The organism is Corynebacterium marquesiae (genome assembly GCF_030229635.1).
GTDB lineage: Bacteria > Actinomycetota > Actinomycetes > Mycobacteriales > Mycobacteriaceae > Corynebacterium > Corynebacterium marquesiae.
In genome coordinates this window covers 1-18,973 of record NZ_JASPII010000004.1, presented here as the reverse complement: position 1 = coordinate 18,973, position 18,973 = coordinate 1, and the positions used below count along the sequence as shown (strand labels likewise).

The window sequence follows — 18,973 nt, the reverse complement described above, 5'->3', positions numbered from 1 at the left end:
CTCAGTCCAACCTTTCTGGGGCGCGGTTATAGCCCCAAGTTTAAGTCTCCGGCACGATAGCGGGAGCCAGGGATGGCGTCAATGAGCTGGCGCGTGTACTCGGTTTCTGGGTGCGCAAAGACCTGCGCGGTAGGTCCAGATTCCACTTGCGTACCGTGGGAGAGCACGGAGACGGTATCGGAAATTTGGTTAACTACCGCCAGATCGTGGGAGATGAAGATATAGGTAAGCTCCAGCTCGCGCTGCAGCTCGTCGAGCAAGCGCAGTATCTGCGCCTGCACGGTGACGTCGAGCGCGGACACGGCCTCATCAAGCACCACGAGATCGGGCTCAATGATCATGGCGCGGGCGATGGCCACGCGCTGGCGTTGGCCCCCGGAGAGCTCGCGGGGACGGCGGGAAGCCATGGAAGAATCCAACGCCACCAAATCAAGAAATTCGCGTGCTTTAGCACGCGCATCACGCTTGGAAGCGCCGGTGAAATTGCGCACCGGTTCGGCGATGGTATCGCCAATGCTCAAGCGCGGATCTAGCGAGCCAAAAGGATTTTGGTAGACCATCTGGATCGAGCGGCGCAGCTCGCGACGGCGCTTGCCACGGGCGGAGCTAATGTCTTCCCCGCCCAAGCGAATGCTGCCGGAGGTGGGCGTGCTCAACAAGGAAATGGCGCGGCCGGTGGTTGTCTTACCGGAGCCAGACTCCCCCACCAATGCATGGGTAGTGCCGCGGGCCACGGAAAAGTTGATGTCCTCCACCGCGGTGAAATCCCCGAAGCGTTGGCTCAGCCCTTCCACCTCGAGCAAGGTTTCGCGGTGCGCGGGCGCGGCGGCCCGCACAGGAGATGCGGCCTGGGAGGAAGTGGGGGCGGTGAGCGAGGGGGCGTCGGCAAGCAGGCGCTTAGAATAGGCATGCTGGGGGTCGGTGAGGACGCGGGCAGCAACGCCCGACTCGCGGACGGTGCCCTTTTCCATCACCACGATGTTATTGGCGCGGTCGCCCGCTACGGCCAGATCATGGGTAATGAAAAGGATGCCCATGGTGAGCTCTTCGCGCATCTCATCCAGGAGGTCCAGGATGATCTTCTGCACGGTGACATCGAGCGCGGAGGTAGGCTCATCGGCGATGATAAGCTCCGGCTCCAATGCCACGGCCGCGGCAATGAGCACGCGTTGCTTCATGCCGCCGGATAGCTCATGCGGGTACTGGTCATAGCGGCGCTGCGGATCATCAATGCCCACGCGCTCCAGAAGCTCCAGTGCACGCTTTTTCCGGGAGGCCTTATCGCCCTGCCCGTGGATGGCCATACCCTCCTCCACCGAGGCACCGATGGTCTTGAGCGGGTTAAGCGAGTTATTAGGATCCTGCGGAATAAGTCCAATACGGCGACCGCGCAGTTCCCGCCATTGCTTTTGGGAATACTGGGTAACGTCGCGGCCGTCGAAAGTAATGGTGCCAGAAACGATCGACGCATTGTCTGGCAGCAGGCCGATGGCGGCCATGGCGGAGGTGGACTTGCCGGAACCGGACTCGCCAACGATGGCGGTCATTTCGCCAGGTTTTACTTCAAACTCAATGCCACTTACCGCTTCTACCTCACCATGGGCGGTGCGGTAGGTAATGGATAGATCACTAATGCTAAGCAGGGACATTAGGCCGCCTTTCGCAGTGTCTGGCTGAGGTGGTTGGCCGCGAGGACCACCGCGACGATGACAAGGCCCGGGGCGATGGTCAACCAGCCGGCCGTGGCGATGTAATCGCGCGATTCAGAGATGAGCAAGCCCCATTCCGGGGTTGGGGGCGGTGCGCCATAGCCCAGGAAGCCTAGGGTGGCTAGCTGCAAAATGGCCAGGCCAAATTGCAGCGCTGCTACAGCGAAGACCGCGGTAAGTGAATTGGGAAGGATATGGCGCACGAGCACCTGGAAGGAAGAACCGCCGGAGCCGTAGGCGGCTTCGACGAAATCAGAGCCGGCAACGCTAAGCACCTGGGAGCGTGCAAGGCGTGCAAAGGTGGCCACGGAGGTGATACCTACCGCGATGGCGGCATTGAAGATGCCGTGTCCGAGCACGATGATGACGGACAGGGAGAGCAACAGGCCGGGAATGGACAGCAGCACGTCCACGATGCGCATGATGACGGCATCGACCCAGCCGCGGCGCACTCCGGCGATGATGCCCAAAATGGTGCCGACGATGAGGCCGAAGAGTACGGCCAGCAGCGCGCCAAGTAGGGATTGGCGCGCGCCATAGACCACGCGGGTATAAAGATCACGGCCGACGGCATCGGTGCCGAACCAGTGCTGGAAACTGGGTTGCAATAGCGCCGTGGTGTCCCCGCCCTGGTTAGGGTCCTGGGAGGTAAACAGTTGGGGGAACAGCGCGCAGAGCACCGCCAGGCCCAGCACAATAAGCGAGATGATGGTGCCCGGGGTGAGCTTCAGCTGTGTGGATTTAAGCTTCATGCTTGGACCTTCTTCTCGTTTATTGCGGGGGTATCGGTGGTGGTGGCGGTGGATTTGTCAGATGCCGTGTCATGCTTGCGCTCGCGCAGGCGCACGTCAAGCACTGGGTAGAGCAGGTCCACGATCAGATTGATAAGGACAAAGACGGCGGCGGCAAGCACCACAATGGCCAGCAGCACCGAGGTATCGCGGTTAGCCACCGCATCCACGGTGAGCGCACCGATGCCGTGGCGGGCGAAGACCGCCTCCGTCACCACGGAGCCGCCGACGAGTTCACCAAAGGTAAGACCGGCCATGGTCAGCGCCGGCAGCAGCGCGTTGCGCAGGACGTTGCGCCACAACAACCAGGCACCGCTAGCACCCTTGGCGCGCACTACCTGCACGAAGGACATATCCATTACCTCATCGATGGAGCGCAGCAGCACCTGCGCTAGCGGTGCGGCCACGAAGATGGCCAGGGTAATTACCGGCAGGATGAGGCTTTGAGCCTCGCTCGCGCCGATGACTGGTACCCAACCCAAGCCAAAGGAGAATATCTGGATCAAGATGATGCCGATCCAAAAGGTGGGCAGGGAAACCATCACGGAGGGCAGGCTGCGGAAGAAACTGCGCAGCCAGGAAAATGGGCCAAAGGTGGAGACAATAGCCACGACGAAGGCCAGGACCACTCCTACAAAGAAGGCGAATACTGCCAGTGCCAGCGTGGAGGGAAGGGCATCTGCCAGCATCTCCGATACGGCGGTACCAGTGGCGACCGAAAAGCCGAAATCACCGGTGAGGAACCCGCCGAGCGCGCTGAAGTAGCGGCCCAGGAGTGGCTCATCGGCGCCATAAACCTCGCGGATAGCGGCCAGCTGCTCGGCGTTGAGCCCCAAGTTAGGGTTGTCATAACGGGTCGCGACGGCGTCACCAGGCAGTGCCGCCAAAAGGATGAAAGAAAGGGTGAAGGTTGCCCAGATGACGAGCACGGCTTGGCCGATGCGCAGGGCAATAGTTTTCAGGCTCATGGTTTAGTCCTCCCCTTCCGCGGGGTTGATTTCTACCGCATAGAACGACGGGCGGCCGATGGCCTCGGTGCTAAAGCCTTCGATATATGGCTGGAAACCATAAACCTGCGGCTCTTCAAACATGGGCAAGATATAGGCCTGCTCGGACAGGTAGTCCTGCATGCGGCCAGTCATGGCCAGGCGCTCTTTTTCACTGCTGAGGTTGAAATAGTCCTCCACCAGCTTCTGCAGTTTCTCATCACCAAAGCTATCGGTCTCCTCGTCATAGTTGAGGAAAGAATTGCGCCCGGTGCCATCCAGCCACGTGGCCAAGGTATCCACGTTGGCACGGCCAGTCATGGTATGGCGTACCTGCACGGTGTCTTGGTCCTTCATGGCCTTCTGCTGTGCAGAGCGGTCACCTGGGTTGAGGTTGGCCTCGATGCCGACGTTCTTAAGCATCTCCTGAGCTTTGGTGAACATCTCTTTAGAGCGCGGCTGTGGGACGGCCTCATTGAAGGTGACAGAAAGGCGCTTGCCGTCCTTTTCGCGAATGCCATCTTCGCCTGGGCGCCAGCCGGCCTCATCGAGCAGGCGCTTAGATTCTTCTGGATCGAAGGCATAGTTCGCGGACTGATCCTTATAACCAATAGCCGTCTTGGCCAAGATCGATGTGCCCTTAGGGTAGGAATCAGAAAAGAGGGTGTCCAGGATGTTGTCGCGGTCGATAGCGTGGATGATGGCCTGACGCACGCGCTTATCTTCCAAGAGTGGATGGCGGAAGTGGAAATGGAAGCTATTATTCACGCCACGGGTGGGGGCGGCGAAAATCTGCAGGTTTTGATCCTTCAGGTGCTTCTCATCGGGGGCTTCGATCTGGCGCGCGACATCGGACTGGCCGGCTACAAGCGAGCCCACGCGCACGGAGTCCTCGGCCGCAAGCACGATATTGATGCCCTCAATATCGGCCGGGCCCTGGTGGTCCTTGCGGGCAGGGGGCGCCCAGTCATAATCCTCGCGCTTCTTGAGCACCAGCTTGGTGCCCAGCTCTTCTTCCTCAATGACGAAGGGGCCCGAACCGGAAATCGCGGTGGCGTTGCCCGGCGCGAAGCCGGTGTCATCCAAATCCAGGGTGGCATTAGAAAGCAGGCCCTGGTTCATCACGGAGGTGGACTGCGGGAAGCCTGGGGAAGGCTCGCTGAAGTAGAACTTCACCGTGTAGTCATCGATGACCTCGGACTTTTCATAGTTGGGCAGCTGCTCCGATGGGGTGAGCATGCGATCTTCGTCGCCTAGGGCATAAAGGTCATAGTTCTTCTTCACGTTCGCGGCATCCAGGCGGGAGCCATCAGAGTAGGTCACGCCCTTGCGAATCTTGAAGGTGAATTCGGTGTTGTCCTTGTTTGCCTTGGGCATCTCCTCCGCAATCCACGGGTGCAGCTCGAGGGTATCCGGGTCCTGCCAGAGCAGGCGGTCCGTGATGTTATTGAGCACACCCCCATTGGGGTAATAACCGCCGGAGGGCGGATAGAGGTTGTTGAACATATTGGGCTCGACATAGGTGACCACGCCATCTTCCGCGGCGTGGGAAGTAGAGGCGCACGAGGTAAGCGAGAGAGCTAGCGCGCCACTGGCCAGGACCGCAGCCACGGGCCGCAGGAGCCGAGAAAATTGCTTCATAAAAGCTCGAGTTCCTTTAAGTCTTAAGTAGTACTCGCCCATTAGACCACACACCTTCCCTCAAATACAAGACCGGACGGTCTACTTCATTACCTGGCAAAACAAGAGTTCATAAATCCACTGATAGACCTTCTGGTCTATTTTATTCTTACTGCCAGGTCCAATGATCCTGAAAGGGCCTGAATGTGGCACGATAGGAGGTATGTCTACTCCAGCAATCGCGATCGTCGGCATGGGCCCGCGCGGCATTTCCATCTTGGAACGCCTCTCCGCCCGCATGGACGATTCCAGCGCCCCCATTACCGTCCACCTCATCGATGACGCCCAACATGGCGCCGGCCGCATCTGGGAAACGGACCAAACCAAAACCCTGTGTATGAACACCCGCGCCGGCGCGGTCACCCTCTTTACCGAGCCCGGCTCCACCGTGGATGCCCCTGTGCTCGAGGGCCCCATTCAGTACGAGTGGATCCAGCTGCTGCGCGGCGATGGCGAGAATATCTCCGCCGCCAAGCGCGAGCTTTTTGAGCAGCACCCACCGGCCGCACATATTGCCCAGGACTACCGCAAGGAACTCGCGGCTACCCGCCCCGAATCCAACCCTTCGCGCGCACTGTATGGCGAGTACCTGCGCTGGGTCTATGACGTGGTCATTGCACGTCTGCCCAAGAGTATTTCCACCGTGAATCACTTCAGCCGGTTGGAGACCATCAAAGAGGGCGGTCACCAAGACGTCCTCCACCTAGCCGATGGCTCCGAGGTGCGCGCCGATGCCACGGTACTGGCCTATGGCTGGATGACTCCGGAATACAACGAGCAAGAAAAGCAGTTGGCCGCTTCCGGTTTGAACTGGATCGCCCCTAATAACCCGGTAGAGCAAGACTACGCCGCCATTCCGGGCGGCGAGGACGTGCTGGTACGCGGTCTGGGCATGGGCTTTTATGACATTATGGCGCTGACCACAATCGAGCGCGGCGGCAAATTCGTGGAGGATCCTTCCGCGCGCTCCGGCCTGCGCTATGAGCCTTGCGGGCAGGAGCCTAACTTCATTATTTCCTCCGGCCGCGGCTACCCCTACCACCCCAAGTCCGAGTACGGTGAGCTGCCGCCTACCATGCCGCGCCGCCGCCTGAAGGAGGTCATTGCGAAGCTCAGTGGCGCCCAGGACATCGACTTTGACGCCCAGGTTTGGCCCGCCATCGCGCGCGATAGCTACGAGGCTTATATCACCACCTTGGAGCGCGTGCGCCCGGATTCCCTCCTGCGCCCGCGCGCAGAGATTCTCGAGGCCATCGATGCCACCGCCCCCGATGAGCTGGGCGCGGCCATTGCACCCATGGTCACCGAGCCATGGGACATGAACGATCTCATGTACCAGATTGCCGGGTTTACCGGGGACATCGCTGAGCTCACCGAGCACATTGCCCAGTCCATGGAAGGCGATATTCGGGAAGCCGCCGCCGGCTATGACTCCCCCATCAAGGCCGCGCTGTGGTCGCTGTCGCAATCGCGCAAGCCGGCCTCCATCCTTGGCGCAGAGGGTCGCTACACCCGCGAGTCCCGCACCGGCCGCTACGGCCAGGTCATGTCCTTTGGCCAGATGATCGGCTCCGGCCCACCACTCTTCCGCGTGCGCCAGTTGCTCGCGCTCGTCGATGCCGGCCTAGCCCACTTCTTAGGCGATCACCCCACCGTGTCCATCGCGGCCGATCACTTCACCCTGACCTCCGGCCCTCGCTCCGCTTCTGCGCCCACGCTTGTCGACGCCTTTATGCACCGCCCCGATATCCGCACCGCCGGCGATGCCATGACGCGCTGCTTGGTGGATTCCGGCCGCGTGCGCCCCTTCCCCGATCACGGCCAACCCACCGGCTCCCCAGAGACCGATGGGGCTACCCGCCGCACCGTTCACCCGGACGGTGAGTTGGATGCACGCCTGCACATCGTGGGCATCCCCACCTATTCCCAGTGGCCGGATACCACCATTTCCCCCATGCCGGGCACGGACCCGCTCATGCTGCAGGAAACCGACAAGGCTGCCGGTTCCCTCCTTGCCGTGGTGCGCTCCTAGCCACCGCACCTGCGCTATGGGCCCAGTGCCGCGGCCTATAGCGCGTCGAGGGCCTGCTCCAAGTCCGCAAGCAGGTCATCGATGTCTTCGATACCGATGGAGATGCGCACCAGATCCTCCGGCGGCACCAGCTCGGACCCTTCCGCGGATACGTGCGTCATATTCTTTGGATGCTCGATGAGCGATTCCACTCCGCCCAGCGATTCTGCCAGGCAGATAAGCCGCGTATTGAGGCAGATCTGCTTGGCATGCTCCGCGCTGTGGAAGCGCACTGACATCATGCCGCCGAAGCCACGCATCTGCTGTGCCGCCAGTTCATGCCCCGGGTGCTCCTTGAGCCCCGGGTAGAGCACCTGTTTGACCTCAGGTCGTCCCTGCAAAAATTCCGCTACCTTCTGGGCATTCGCGCAGTGGCGATCCATGCGCACCGACAGCGTCTTGATACCGCGGGCGGTAAGGTAGGCGTCGAAAGGCGAGCTCACCGCGCCCACATTGCCCTGGAAGTAGAGCAGACGCTCGTCCACGTGGGCGTCATTAGTCACTACCGCGCCACCCAGTACATCTGAATGCCCACCTAAGTACTTAGTGGTCGAGTGCAGCACGTGGTCGGCGCCGAGTTCCAGTGGGTTCTGCAGGTAAGGCGTGGCAAAAGTATTGTCCACCAGCACCTGCGCGTTGCCCTTAATCTTGGCCACCGCAGCAATATCGGTGATATTGAGCGCCGGATTGGTGGGCGTTTCCAGCCAGATAAGCTTGGTATTTTCTTGAACCGCGGCCGCAACAGCAGCGGTATCGCTGGTGTTCACGATGGACATCTCCACGCCCCACTCGGTGAAATCATTGAGCAGGCGGTAGGAACCACCGTAGGCGTCATTGCCCAAAATGACGTGATCTCCTGGGCGCACCAGGATGCGGATCAAGGTATCGGCAGCGGCCATGCCGGAAGAAAACACGCGTGCATACTCCGCGCCTTCCAGTGCCGCTAGGGTGCGCTCCAGCGAGCGCACGGTGGGATTGGCCACGCGGCCATATTCGAATCCACCGCGCAGCTGCGCCAAGCCGTCTTGCGCAAACGTGGTCGAGGCATAGATGGGCACGTTGATAGAGCCCATGTGCGGGTCCGGGTGATAGCCACCATGGATGGAACGGGACGTAAAGCCTTGAGCGAGGTTCTGCGTGCTGCGTTCAGTCATAGCACCACAGTCTAGACCAAGCTGTTCATTTCCAATGGAGAGATGGGTATTTATTTTCACAAACCTTAGCCTGGGGCCCGTCGAACTTTCAGGAGCAACCCCTACAATGGGCGTGGTTCCCATTGTCCTCGACTAAGAAAGAATGATGAATACGCAATTCTTAGCCTCAGCCGCTTCCACCACGGACTCGGCCGTCGAGTCCGTGTCCAGTTTTTGGAATGACGAGAAGGTGCAAAGCTGGCTTATCGAGCGCCCGATTCGCATCGCCATCATCCTTATCCTGGCCATTATCACCCACTGGCTCCTCCGCCGAGTTATCAACAAAGTGGCCGAAAATAGCATTAAATCCTCCGGACTAGATAAGCAGCGCCTGCGCGGGAAATTCAAGGGCCGCGCCAATCGCCCCGAACTCAGCCAACAAGAAGAGGCCATGCGCCAAACCCGCGAGACCCGGCGGGCCTCTCGCATCAAGACACTTGCCGGCGTAGCCCGTTCTGCCGCCGCCATCTTCGTCTGGGTGTGGGCGATTATCGCCATCCTGGATGAGTTAGAGGTCAACGTAGCACCGCTTATCGCCTCCGCCGGTGTCATTGGCGTTGCCCTCGGCTTTGGCGCACAGGCGCTGGTGAAGGACTTCCTTTCCGGCATCTTCATGCTCATTGAGGACCAGTACGGCATTGGTGACGTGGTTGATTTGGGCAATGGCGTCTTTGGCGACGTCGAGTCCATCTCCCTGCGCATCACCACGGTCCGCGATATCGATGGCGCCCTGTGGTACGTGCGCAATGGTGAAATTCTCCAGGTGGCCAACCACTCTGATGAGTACTCCGTTGCCCGCATCCAGATTCCGGTAGGTCTTTCTAATGACCCAGAGGTTGCTGGCGTAGTCATTGAGGACGCAGTGAAAGAAGCCGCACAGGACGATAAGGTGCGCAAGCTCATCCTCAGCACGCCACGCGTGGACGGCATGTCTGGCTTTGAGCCGGATTATGTATCCTTCCGCGTCTCGACCAAGACCTTGCCAGGCAAGCAGTGGGACGTTCAGCGTTTCCTGCAGTCCCGCGTGCTCAATGTCATGCACACTAAAGGTATTACTACCCCCTACCCTCACGGCATCGGCATTTCCGATCCCCGCAAGGAAGAAGAAGAGTAAATGGATTCTGTTTATGAGGCCATTGGCGGCATGGAAACCTTTGAGCGCCTCGTCCACGGCTTTTATTCCCAAGTCAAAGAGGACGATGTCATCGGCCCAATGTACCCCGATAATGACTGGGAAGGCGCCGAGCAGCGCCTTACCTGGTTTTTGGCACAGTATTGGGGTGGCCCGCAGCTCTTCTCTGAAAACCGCGGCCACCCGCGCCTGCGCATGCGCCACACCCCTTACCCCATCGATATAACCGCGCATGACCGGTGGTTAGAGCTTATGGGTAACTCCCTCGCCAAGATCGACGAGGAAACCATCCCGCCGGCCTACCGCGAGATGATCTGGGATCATATGCAGCGCGTGGCCGCCATGATGATCAACAAGGCACCATAACCGCACCGTCTTCCCCCGCGCACGAGACAAGCCCGGCCCCGCTATTTAGCGAGGAGCCGGGCTTGTGGTTTATCTAGCCCACACTATGGGGACTCGATGCTTAGTCTTCCCAGTCAAAGGCCTTACGCACAGGCTCGGAGACCAGACGGCCACCACGAGTCATTACGCCACCTTCTAGGCCCGGGAAGCGCTTGATGGCGGCATCCAGGTTGTCATTGGCCACCGCGCGAATGTAGGGCAGAGTTGCGGAAGACAGGGCACGGGTGGAGGTATTGGCCACCGCACCCGGCATATTCGCCACGCAGTAGAACAGAGTGTCATGCACCTTGAAGGTTGGTTCATCGTGAGAGGTCTTCTTGGAGTTTTCGAAGCAACCACCCTGGTCGATGGCGACGTCCACGAGGACGGCACCCTTCTTCATTTTCTTTACGGTCTCCTCACGCACCAGCTTCGGTGCGGCAGCGCCTGGAATAAGCACGGCGCCAATGACAAGGTCGGCTTCTTGCAGTTCCTTATCGATGGTGGCCGGATCCGAAATCAAGGTGCGCACGCCGCCGGCGTACTGATCATCGAAGCGCTGCAAAACGTGCGGATCAAGGTCGAGCACGGTGACCTCGGCACGCAGACCATGGGCCATGGCAACGGCGGACGCGCCAACCTGGCCGCCGCCGATCACGACGACGCGTGCTGGCTGGGTACCCGGAACTCCAGAAACCAACAGGCCGCGGCCACCCTGCGTGGAGAGCAGGTGGTGGGTGCCCTCGATTGCAGCGAGGCGACCTGCCACTTGGGACATCGGAGTAAGAAGTGGCAACGTACCGTGGCGGTCAGTAACCGTCTCATAGGCGATGGCAGTGGCATTGGCCTCAACAAGCGCCTCAGTCAAGGGACGATCCGCGGCAAGGTGCAGGTAGGTAAAGACGGTAAGGTCCGGACGCAGGTACTGGTACTCAGACTCGAGCGGCTCCTTGACCTTCAGCAGCAGTTCCGCCTGCGCCCAAGTATCCTCCGCGGTAGCAACGATGCTGGCACCGGCGGCCTCGTACTCAGAATCCGGGAAGGATGCGCCCTCACCAGCACCGGTCTCGATGAGGACCTCGTGGCCGTCGTGAACAAGGGTCTGCGCGCCGCTCGGGGTAAGAGCCACGCGGTTCTCGTTATTCATGATTTCTTTAGGCACAGCAATACGCATTACATGTTCTCCTTGTGGGTGCAGGAAATTACATCGACCATGTAAGCGTAACGCAGGACACTTTTGCGCGCGGCGCTCTGCCGGTGAATTCACACTGCGGGGGTAACATTACGCCAACGTCCCGGTTAAACACGCTGTTCACAAGGTTTCTAGCGGTACGGCCCCAGGATCCCCCTACCCCTAAGACAGACTACTTTTCGGGCAACGTCGCCCATTATGGGGCGCTGGTACGCCGACATTGTTGAACACCAGGGGTGTCCGCCCTGGTGGCGAAAGCTAGAACAAGGACAAGCGGGTGGAGCGGTAAATACTGCCAAAGGGGGCATCGAGTCGCACCCACCGGCCCAACTGAGCTACCCGCAGGTGGCGCGGCACATCCATCGGGGCGGAAAATCCAGGAATAAGGCCCAGGTTGGTGCAGGCAAAGATCATGCGCATGGGAATTTCGACCGTGGCGCCATCGCCTTCCACTGTGACAACGGTCTGATTCAACAAGCTGGACGGCGGGCCCATGGGGCCGGAAAATTGCCGGGTCAATTGCTGACCTTTATCGGAAAGTTCACGAACAACGGTGACCGGCAAGGTATCGACCACACTGTAGCCAGTCGCCGGCGGCAAGGCTCCCGGCCAGGATGGATCGCGGGCTGGACCCAAATCTAACGTGCCGCTAGATTCACGCTCTTTGAGCTGCTCGGCGAGCGTGGCAGCAGAAACCACTGCTCCATCGCGGGAAACGACACCCTGCACACGGCGGGAGGCAACCACCTCGAAGGGGGTGGTGACAAAGACATCAACGACGTCGTCAGTCAGCTGGCGCAGCCGTACCGAGGCACCCGCGTCCAAGCCGACTGCGCGCGTGACAAGGGCCCGAAGGCCAGGTCCACCGCTTCCAATTTCTAGAGTTTCGGTGACCATGCCTTCGGGCCCTGCCTTTCTCATCTTCGCTCTGCGCCGCGGTTAATTAGCCGCGGTATTTTGCAGAATATCCTTTTCCTGTTCCGTCAGCGGACGAGGAGTCTGCTGCTGACGATCGATGACTACCTGCACGCACTCCACAGTTGCCGCGACTTCCCCTTGGTCATCCTTGACCTGCTGGGTAGTGGTAAACGAGGTGGTGCCAATCTGCGAAATGGTAGTTTCTACCTCCACCGTAGTGGTGTCCTTAAACTCCATCGGGCGAAGGAAGTCCACATCGAGGTGGCGCACGAACGCGATGAAGTCAAGGCCCTTGGAATAGATATGCTCCTTCGCAAAGGCCAAGCGCGCCTCTTGGGCGAGCTCGATGTAGTTTGCGTTCATCATGTGGCCGTACATATCAAAGTCCGACCAGCGGGTTTGAATACGATACGTGTGCACACTTGGGGTTGCCATCATTCTCCTCAATAAAGGCTTCAGCTACTTAGCGGGTCAGCTTGCGGTGGGTCACGCGAGAAGGACGAGCTGCCTCTTCACCGAGGCGATCGACCTTATTCTTCTCATAGTCACCGAAGTTACCCTCAAACCAGAACCACTGGCCTTCTTCCACATTGCCCTCCCAGGCCAAGATGTGGGTACAGGTGCGATCCAAGAACCAGCGGTCGTGGGAAATGACCACGGCACAGCCCGGGAACTTCTCCAGCGCGTTTTCCAGCGAGCCGAGGGTTTCCACGTCCAAGTCGTTGGTCGGCTCGTCAAGGAGGATCAGGTTGCCGCCCTCTTTCAAGGTCAGTGCCAAGTTCAGACGGTTGCGCTCACCACCGGAAAGCACCTTGGATGGCTTCTGCTGATCCGGGCCCTTGAAGCCGAAAGCGGACAGGTAAGCACGCGAAGGCATCTCGTTCTGGCCCACGTGAATGTAATCTAGGCCGCCGGAGACGACCTCCCACACGGTTGCCTCAGGATCAATATTTTCACGGTTCTGGTCCACGTAGGACAGCTTGACGGTATCTCCCACCTCGACAGAACCGGCATCCGGCTGCTCCAGGCCAACGATGGTCTTAAACAGGGTGGTCTTACCCACGCCATTCGGGCCGATAACGCCCACGATGCCGTTGCGCGGCAGGGTGAAGGAGAGGTCCTTAATCAAGGTGCGACCATCAAAGCCCTTCTGCAAGTCCTTGACCTCCACGACCTTATTGCCCAGGCGCGGCGGGGTAGGAATCTGGATCTCTTCGAAGTCGAGCTTCTTGTACTTCTCGGCCTCAGCAGCCATCTCTTCGTAACGCTCCAGACGAGCCTTATTCTTGGCTTGGCGAGCCTTCGCACCGGAGCGTACCCACTCCAGCTCGTCCTTCAAGCGCTTGCGCAGCTTCGCATCCTTCTTGCCGGCGACCTCCAGGCGCTCCTGCTTCTTATCCAGGTAGGTGGAGTAGTTACCCTCATACGGGTAGAGCTTGCCGCGGTCAACCTCACAAATCCAGCCCGCGACATGGTCGAGGAAGTAGCGGTCGTGGGTCACGGCCAAGACAGCACCCGGGTAATCGGCCAAGTGCTTCTCCAGCCACTGCACGGACTCGGCGTCTAGGTGGTTCGTAGGCTCGTCGAGCAGCAGCAGGTCCGGCTCGGTGAGCAGGAGCTTAGCTAGCGCTACACGACGGCGCTCGCCACCAGAAAGGTTGGTCACTGGGGCGTCGGAAGGCGGGCAGCGCAAAGCTTCCATGGCCTGCTCGATCTTGGAATCAACCTCCCAAGCATCGGCGGCGTCCAACTCTTCTTGCAGCTTGCCCATCTCTTCCATGAGCTCATCGCTGTAGTTGGTGGCCATTTCCTCGGCGATCTGCTCGAAGCGCTGCTTCTTTTCAAAGATATCGCCCAAGCCCTCTTCGACGTTGCCGCGCACGGTCTTCTCGTCATTGAGTGGCGGCTCCTGCTGTAGGATGCCCACGGTGGCACCCGGATCCAGGAAAGCCTCGCCGTTGGAAGGCTGGTCCAGGCCGGCCATAATCTTCAGAATGGAGGACTTACCGGCACCGTTAGGGCCGACCACACCAATCTTGGCACCTGGGTAGAACGCCATTGTTACATCGTCAAGGATGACCTTATCGCCAATTGCCTTGCGCACGTTTTTCATCGTGTAGATGAATTCGCCCACTTTTACCCCTTTGCAAAAATTTGGGAGACGTATTTATCTACACAAACACTACATCAGAACCACCGCCCAAGTGCCTCGGGTCAGGTATACCCGAGGCGATCAAGCCGGGGAGAAAACGCTTAAGCGTTCACCGGGGCGGATTCTGCCTCGGCAGCTTCCTCTTCCACTTCGGCGTCGAAGGTATCTTCTTTCCCACCGCGTGCAGCTGCGGCTCGTTCGGCTAGGAAGCGGTCCGCTGCGGTATCGGCAGCGGTATCTCCCTGCCCCGCCTGCTGCGACGGCAGGCTGTGGTCCACGTCCGGTTCGATGGCGTTGTCCCCTAGTTCTGGGACCGCAATATTTTCCTGGTTGTACTGCGGAGCAAGCCGCTTCGTACCGATAACGTGGCGGTTTAGATCCAGGCCCACATACTGCGCCTTAATGAAAGTGCGGAAGTGATCGGTGCCCTGGTCATCGCGCCATTGTTCTGTCACTAAGGAGCCCACGATGACCAGCGGCATGCCTTTAGCCAGGGATTTGCGCACGTTGATGGCGAATTGATTCCACATTTCGACGTCGATGTAGAGGTGGTCTACGTCGCGCCACTGCGGGGCTTTGGAGTTGTGTCCTTCCGGATCATTGGCGCCGGCATCGACCTGACGGTCCGGAATTCGGCGCGAGGAGGCAACGCGCAGTTTGGCCTTATAGGCCCCAGTTGACGTCTTGGTCAGGATGGGATCGCGAGTAAGGCGACCGGTCAAGGTAATTGGGTATTGGGACATGGTGCTAGAAAATCCTTTGCTGGATAGTTGGATAGGCGAGTTCGGTTTTCCTCGCTCGCTTCCACATCCTGATACCAGCGCGCAAGCCGCACCATGCCGACCACCTTTAGCCTGTGAATAACTTGTTGTACCCGTCAACAGAACTAGGGATTTGGGGTGATTTTAAACAGGTTATCCACAGGCTAGCGCCCGCGGAAGCTCGATTCATCACCGTGGCCCATATCCTGCAGCATCGCGTTATAGCGTTCCAGTTCGGCATCATCGTCCGCATCCGCCTGCATATCGTGGCGGCGAGCCGTAGCGCGATCATCACTGAGCCAGTCCAGGAAGAGCTTGCCAAAGACGATAACCAGCGGGAACTGACCAAAGCCCCACGCGATGCCGCCGCCCACGCGTTGGTCTTGGAGCAGATCCTGATCCCAGGGCAGATCCAAATACTGGTAGAAGTCTGCCCCCAACACGCTTTGCAGCTGCATGAGATACACACCGGCAAAGAGGTGGAATGGCATGGAAAGGAACAACACGGCCAATCGGAACGGAGTGGAGTGGCGCTTGGGCAGCGGATCCGGCCCGATGATTTCCCAGAAATAGAAGCAGCCGGAGATGATGAACATAAAGTTCATAATGAGGTGGCCGGCGTGCTCGGAGATAGCGAATTGATATAGGCCCGGGAACAAATACAGCACGTAGAGGAAAAATAGGTACTGCACGAGGTTGACAAATGGATTAGTGATAAACCCGACGATCTTGGACTGGGTGGCCGCCAGCGCATAGTCGTGCAGGCTAGGCTGTCCCTCCGGCCCCGCTTCAAAAGCCTCCATAAGTAAGGTCAGCGGCGCTCCCAGGACGAGCAGGAGCGGTACCGCCATGGACAAAATCATGTGCACCAACATGTGCATGGAATACATCGCGGGCATGTAAAGACCTAGGCCGGTAGACATTACAAGAGTCAGGCCAAGCGCACCGCACATAAACCATGCGGTGCGCCCCTTGCTCCAGGTCAGGCCACGCTTATGCACGCGGTAGACGCAGTAGCCATAGGCCGCGGCCAAGAGCAGGCCAATGGTGCCGAACATGATGTCAAAGCGGAACATGGTCCACACGTTGAGCACCGTAGGCTTTTCAAACAGCTCATAGCCCATCAAAATCTGCATCGAGTTGAGGTTAGGATCGCGCGGCGCCGGCGGCACAGTGCGGCCCAGCGTAATGGCCACGCCAATGGTGGCGGCCATGACCGCTACTTCCACGATGGCAATGCGAAGGAAAAGGCGCGGATTCTTGCCCAGCTGCGGGATGGTGAGTTCACGGTGTGCGAGGCCGAAAATGCCCAGCAAAATCGTCAGCACGAACTTGGTAATCAGAATGATTCCGTACGCGGAATCCACCAGATCGGAGATATTCATGCGGATAAGCGTGTTAATCAAGCCCGAAACAGCGAGCACCACAATAGCCATAAAGGCGATACCGGAGTAGCGCTTCACTGCAAAGGCGAGATTGGGGCCGAGACGCCGACCGTGGGCGATAAGCGCCATAAGCCCGCCTACCCAGAGCATGACAAAGACCAAGTGCCACAGCAGCGAATTGGTGCCGTAATCATGGTCGCCGCCCGCCGCGGAGTGGCCTTCCATGCCAATTGGTACGACCTGCATTATGGACAAGAAAAGCAGGACTGGCTGCATGGACCAGCCGCGGCCCACGAGACCGAGAATGCCCACTACTAGGGCGATGACCACGGAGATTGCCCACACAATGGTGGTGGAAATTTCCGTCAGCGCCATTTTCATGATGGAAGGCTCGAATACCTGGGAAAAGGGCGCGCCGGTGAGGTCGGACATAATGAGCGGAATTTCCACGAGCCCCACGGCCGCCATACCAAAGGAAGCCCACGTACCGGTGCGCGCGGCTATGTGGCCGTCGACGGACAAGGGGGCATCGATAAGCGCAGCGTTGTTTCCACGCGGAGCGATGAGGAAGGACGAGGCCAAGAAAGAGCCCACGGATAAAGCCATGAGAACCCACGCCATGCCACGAAAAAGTGGCAGGCCAAAGGTGGTTATGCGGCCGGGATCCGGAATGCCCAAGGCAGCTAGGGAATCGGCTAAAAGGAACAGGGAAATAAAACCGGCAACTAGGCCGGCAATAAGCATCGCTGCGATATAAATTCCCCAGGAAGGGCGGGGCTTCCTACCCGCCGCGTTCACGCTGTTAACCTGCTCATTTGCCATAGTGCGTATTGTATAGCGCGACCTAGTTTCGCACATAACACACGTTTTGTCTTTACATGTGTCATCATGGAGCTTATGGACACCCGTCAACTTCTTTATTTCCGCGCCGTTGTAGACAATGGCTCATTCACGCACGCTGCTGAATCCCTCGATATGACCCAGCCATCCCTGAGCCTTTCCATCCGGAAGCTAGAAAAGGAACTGAACGCGCAGCTGCTCTCGCGCGGGCGCTCTGGCGTCTCCACCACTGAGGCTGGCGATTATGTCTACGAAACGGCCGTTAAGGTTGATGCACTACTGAGCGAAACCCAGCGCCATATCAGCGAAATCACCGGCGATAAAGCCAGCACCGTGTCGCTAGCCTCCGGCGCTATTTTGAACTGGGAATTTACCCCTGCCGCCCTCGCTGAGCTCAAGCGGATTTACCCCACCGCCAATGTCTCGCTGGATGACGCCGAGCCAGCCACCGCTATCAAACACCTACTGGATGGCCAGGTGGACCTAGCACTCTTGCCGACGTCCGATCCGAAGGCCTTCATTCGCCGCTACTCCCCCGAACTCACCGTCCACCAAGTGGCCACGTTCGACTACTCCGTCGCCCTTCCCCAGCGCCTCGCCGAGTTGGAATCCCCCGTCTCCCTCGCCGAGCTGAAAAAGGAAACTTGGCTTGTCCCACCGCGCAGCCGCGAAGTTCCTGAACTGGCCGAGTTCTATCACGACCTATGGAATAGCCGCCCGGGTCTCAAGCCGGAACAGACCCAGGAGGTCGCCAGCCTCAATAGCGCGATTCCCATGGTCTCCAGTGGCCTCGGCGTCAGCATCGTGCCCAATTGCGCACCTACTGTGCAGCCACACGGCATTATCACCCGCCCCATTGCTGATGATCTGCCGCGCTACTACGCTATCGTGGCCTACCGCACGGATCGCGAGCTGACCGCAGCTGCCCAAGACTTGGTGGACATCCTGCGCACGCCGCAGCACACCCTGGCTTAGGTTTCCCCGCCCTCGTGGGCTACTATGAGTGCGTTGTAAGCCCCCATAGCTCAGTGGATTAGAGCAGTGGGTTTCTACCCCATGTGTCGCGGGTTCGAATCCTGCTGGGGGCACCGTTGTCATGAGTCGCGACATGTTTGACAGATGAGTCGCGGCATCGTTGACAAACCGGCATCTCAGTTGCTTTTTGTTCTGGGGTGCCGGTTTCTTTTATTTTGTGCCTTGGGGTGGGTCTCCTTGTTTCCAGTAGGGCCTTTGATAGTCACGGGCTGTGTCGATGTAGTGCTCGGTGACTACTTCGCCGGTTTCGGCGAGTGACGTGATGACGTGATTGTCGGCGATGACCATGAGGACTTTTTGTCGTTTAAAGGCTCTGCCGATGCCTAGGTGGAAAAGCTTGCCAGCGTAGCGCACGGTGACTTTGCCGTTGTCCCAGACAATGTCGTTTCTGGTGCGCCATTCTTGCTTTGGATTGTCACTTGGGCTGGCTTTGGGCCCTGTCGTGTAGCTGTGGTGTGGGCTACGTCTGCCAAGTGCTCGGTGGGGTCGGTGAATGTTGTAGTAGTCGCGAAATTCATCTAGTTGTTCTTGCAGTTCACCTATAGTTTTCGCGGGTGGTCTGGCAGTGATCCATTTTTTGAGTGTTTGGTGGAATCTCTCAATTTTTCCTTGCGTTTGCGGATGGCCTGGGCGGCCGTTTTTCTGCTGGATTTTGTAGGTGTAGAGGACTTTTTCAAAAGCGTTTCGCCCACCTTTACGCCCGGCTAAGCGGGCGGTAAACACTAGCCCATTATCCGTAAGCGT

General features: G+C 58.9%; 16 protein-coding genes and 1 tRNA gene. 5 read left to right on the top strand and 12 right to left on the bottom strand.

All coding sequences use genetic code 11. The features are described from left to right. Positions 1-26: 26 nt before the first annotated feature. Genes QP971_RS03575 through QP971_RS03560 form a run of 4 tightly spaced genes read right to left on the bottom strand, consistent with a single transcriptional unit; the run spans position 27 to position 5,127 of the window. On the bottom strand, positions 27-1,649 hold the full coding sequence (locus tag QP971_RS03575; protein WP_284810888.1) for a dipeptide ABC transporter ATP-binding protein: 1,623 nt from the start codon (positions 1,647-1,649) through the stop codon (positions 27-29). Continuing rightward, on the bottom strand, positions 1,649-2,461 hold the full coding sequence (locus QP971_RS03570; protein ID WP_284810887.1) for an ABC transporter permease: 813 nt from the start codon (positions 2,459-2,461) through the stop codon (positions 1,649-1,651). Before QP971_RS03570 ends, QP971_RS03575 begins: the two co-directional genes overlap by 1 nt. Then, positions 2,458-3,468: an ABC transporter permease gene (locus QP971_RS03565; protein WP_284810886.1), complete on the bottom strand. Its 1,011-nt coding sequence runs from the start codon at positions 3,466-3,468 to the stop codon at positions 2,458-2,460. Before QP971_RS03565 ends, QP971_RS03570 begins: the two co-directional genes overlap by 4 nt. A 3-nt stretch (positions 3,469-3,471) precedes the next feature. After that, complete coding sequence (locus tag QP971_RS03560) at positions 3,472-5,127, bottom strand: TIGR04028 family ABC transporter substrate-binding protein (protein ID WP_284810885.1); 1,656 nt, start codon at positions 5,125-5,127, stop codon at positions 3,472-3,474. Between the two features lie 202 nt (positions 5,128-5,329). Here QP971_RS03560 and QP971_RS03555 point away from each other — a divergent pair, with 202 nt between their 5' ends. Further along, a complete protein-coding gene (locus QP971_RS03555; RefSeq protein WP_284810884.1) occupies positions 5,330-7,198 on the top strand; it encodes an FAD/NAD(P)-binding protein in 1,869 nt (622 codons plus the stop codon). 35 nt (positions 7,199-7,233) lie between these two features. Here the strand turns inward: QP971_RS03555 and QP971_RS03550 are convergent, their stop codons facing one another. Next, entirely contained in the window at positions 7,234-8,391 is a 1,158-nt protein-coding gene (locus QP971_RS03550; RefSeq protein WP_049377243.1) for a cystathionine gamma-synthase, read from the bottom strand. A gap of 142 nt (positions 8,392-8,533) precedes the next feature. Here QP971_RS03550 and QP971_RS03545 point away from each other — a divergent pair, with 142 nt between their 5' ends. Both QP971_RS03545 and QP971_RS03540 read left to right on the top strand, forming a co-directional pair. Beyond that, positions 8,534-9,544 carry a mechanosensitive ion channel family protein gene (locus tag QP971_RS03545; protein WP_049377244.1) on the top strand — a complete coding sequence of 337 codons (1,011 nt, stop codon included), beginning with the start codon at positions 8,534-8,536 and terminating at the stop codon, positions 9,542-9,544. Then, positions 9,545-9,928, top strand: coding sequence for a globin (locus QP971_RS03540; RefSeq protein WP_284788842.1), 384 nt, complete (start codon positions 9,545-9,547; stop codon positions 9,926-9,928). It begins immediately after the preceding gene. A gap of 100 nt (positions 9,929-10,028) precedes the next feature. Here the strand turns inward: QP971_RS03540 and ald are convergent, their stop codons facing one another. The 6 genes from ald to QP971_RS03510 all read right to left on the bottom strand — a co-directional run bounded on the left by ald (position 10,029) and on the right by QP971_RS03510 (position 17,176). Further along, positions 10,029-11,120: an alanine dehydrogenase gene (gene ald, locus QP971_RS03535; protein WP_284791462.1), complete on the bottom strand. Its 1,092-nt coding sequence runs from the start codon at positions 11,118-11,120 to the stop codon at positions 10,029-10,031. A gap of 276 nt (positions 11,121-11,396) precedes the next feature. Next, the gene (locus QP971_RS03530) at positions 11,397-12,035 is read right to left on the bottom strand and encodes a DUF8185 domain-containing protein (RefSeq protein WP_284810883.1); all 639 of its coding nucleotides are present in this window, start codon (positions 12,033-12,035) and stop codon (positions 11,397-11,399) included. Positions 12,036-12,077: 42 nt separating this feature from the next. Continuing rightward, positions 12,078-12,494, bottom strand: a complete 417-nt coding sequence (locus QP971_RS03525) for an acyl-CoA thioesterase (protein WP_034660154.1) — start codon at positions 12,492-12,494, stop codon at positions 12,078-12,080. A gap of 25 nt (positions 12,495-12,519) precedes the next feature. Then, entirely contained in the window at positions 12,520-14,190 is a 1,671-nt protein-coding gene (gene ettA / locus QP971_RS03520; RefSeq protein ID WP_049377249.1) for an energy-dependent translational throttle protein EttA, read from the bottom strand. 119 nt (positions 14,191-14,309) lie between these two features. Then, positions 14,310-14,951 (bottom strand): single-stranded DNA-binding protein, encoded by a 642-nt coding sequence (locus tag QP971_RS03515; RefSeq protein WP_284810882.1) that lies wholly within the window; start codon positions 14,949-14,951, stop codon positions 14,310-14,312. A gap of 182 nt (positions 14,952-15,133) precedes the next feature. Next, entirely contained in the window at positions 15,134-17,176 is a 2,043-nt protein-coding gene (locus QP971_RS03510; RefSeq protein WP_284810881.1) for a bifunctional copper resistance protein CopD/cytochrome c oxidase assembly protein, read from the bottom strand. Between the two features lie 75 nt (positions 17,177-17,251). Between QP971_RS03510 and QP971_RS03505 the strand changes: the two genes are divergently transcribed. Together QP971_RS03505 and QP971_RS03500 are read left to right on the top strand one after the other, a co-directional pair. Then, entirely contained in the window at positions 17,252-18,169 is a 918-nt protein-coding gene (locus QP971_RS03505) for a LysR family transcriptional regulator (RefSeq protein WP_284788840.1), read from the top strand. Between the two features lie 39 nt (positions 18,170-18,208). Beyond that, positions 18,209-18,282: transfer RNA gene (locus tag QP971_RS03500), tRNA-Arg, on the top strand. 97 nt (positions 18,283-18,379) lie between these two features. Here the strand turns inward: QP971_RS03500 and QP971_RS03495 are convergent. Beyond that, the coding region (locus QP971_RS03495) for an integrase core domain-containing protein (protein WP_284821743.1) at positions 18,380-18,973 on the bottom strand (594 nt) is incomplete at its 5' end.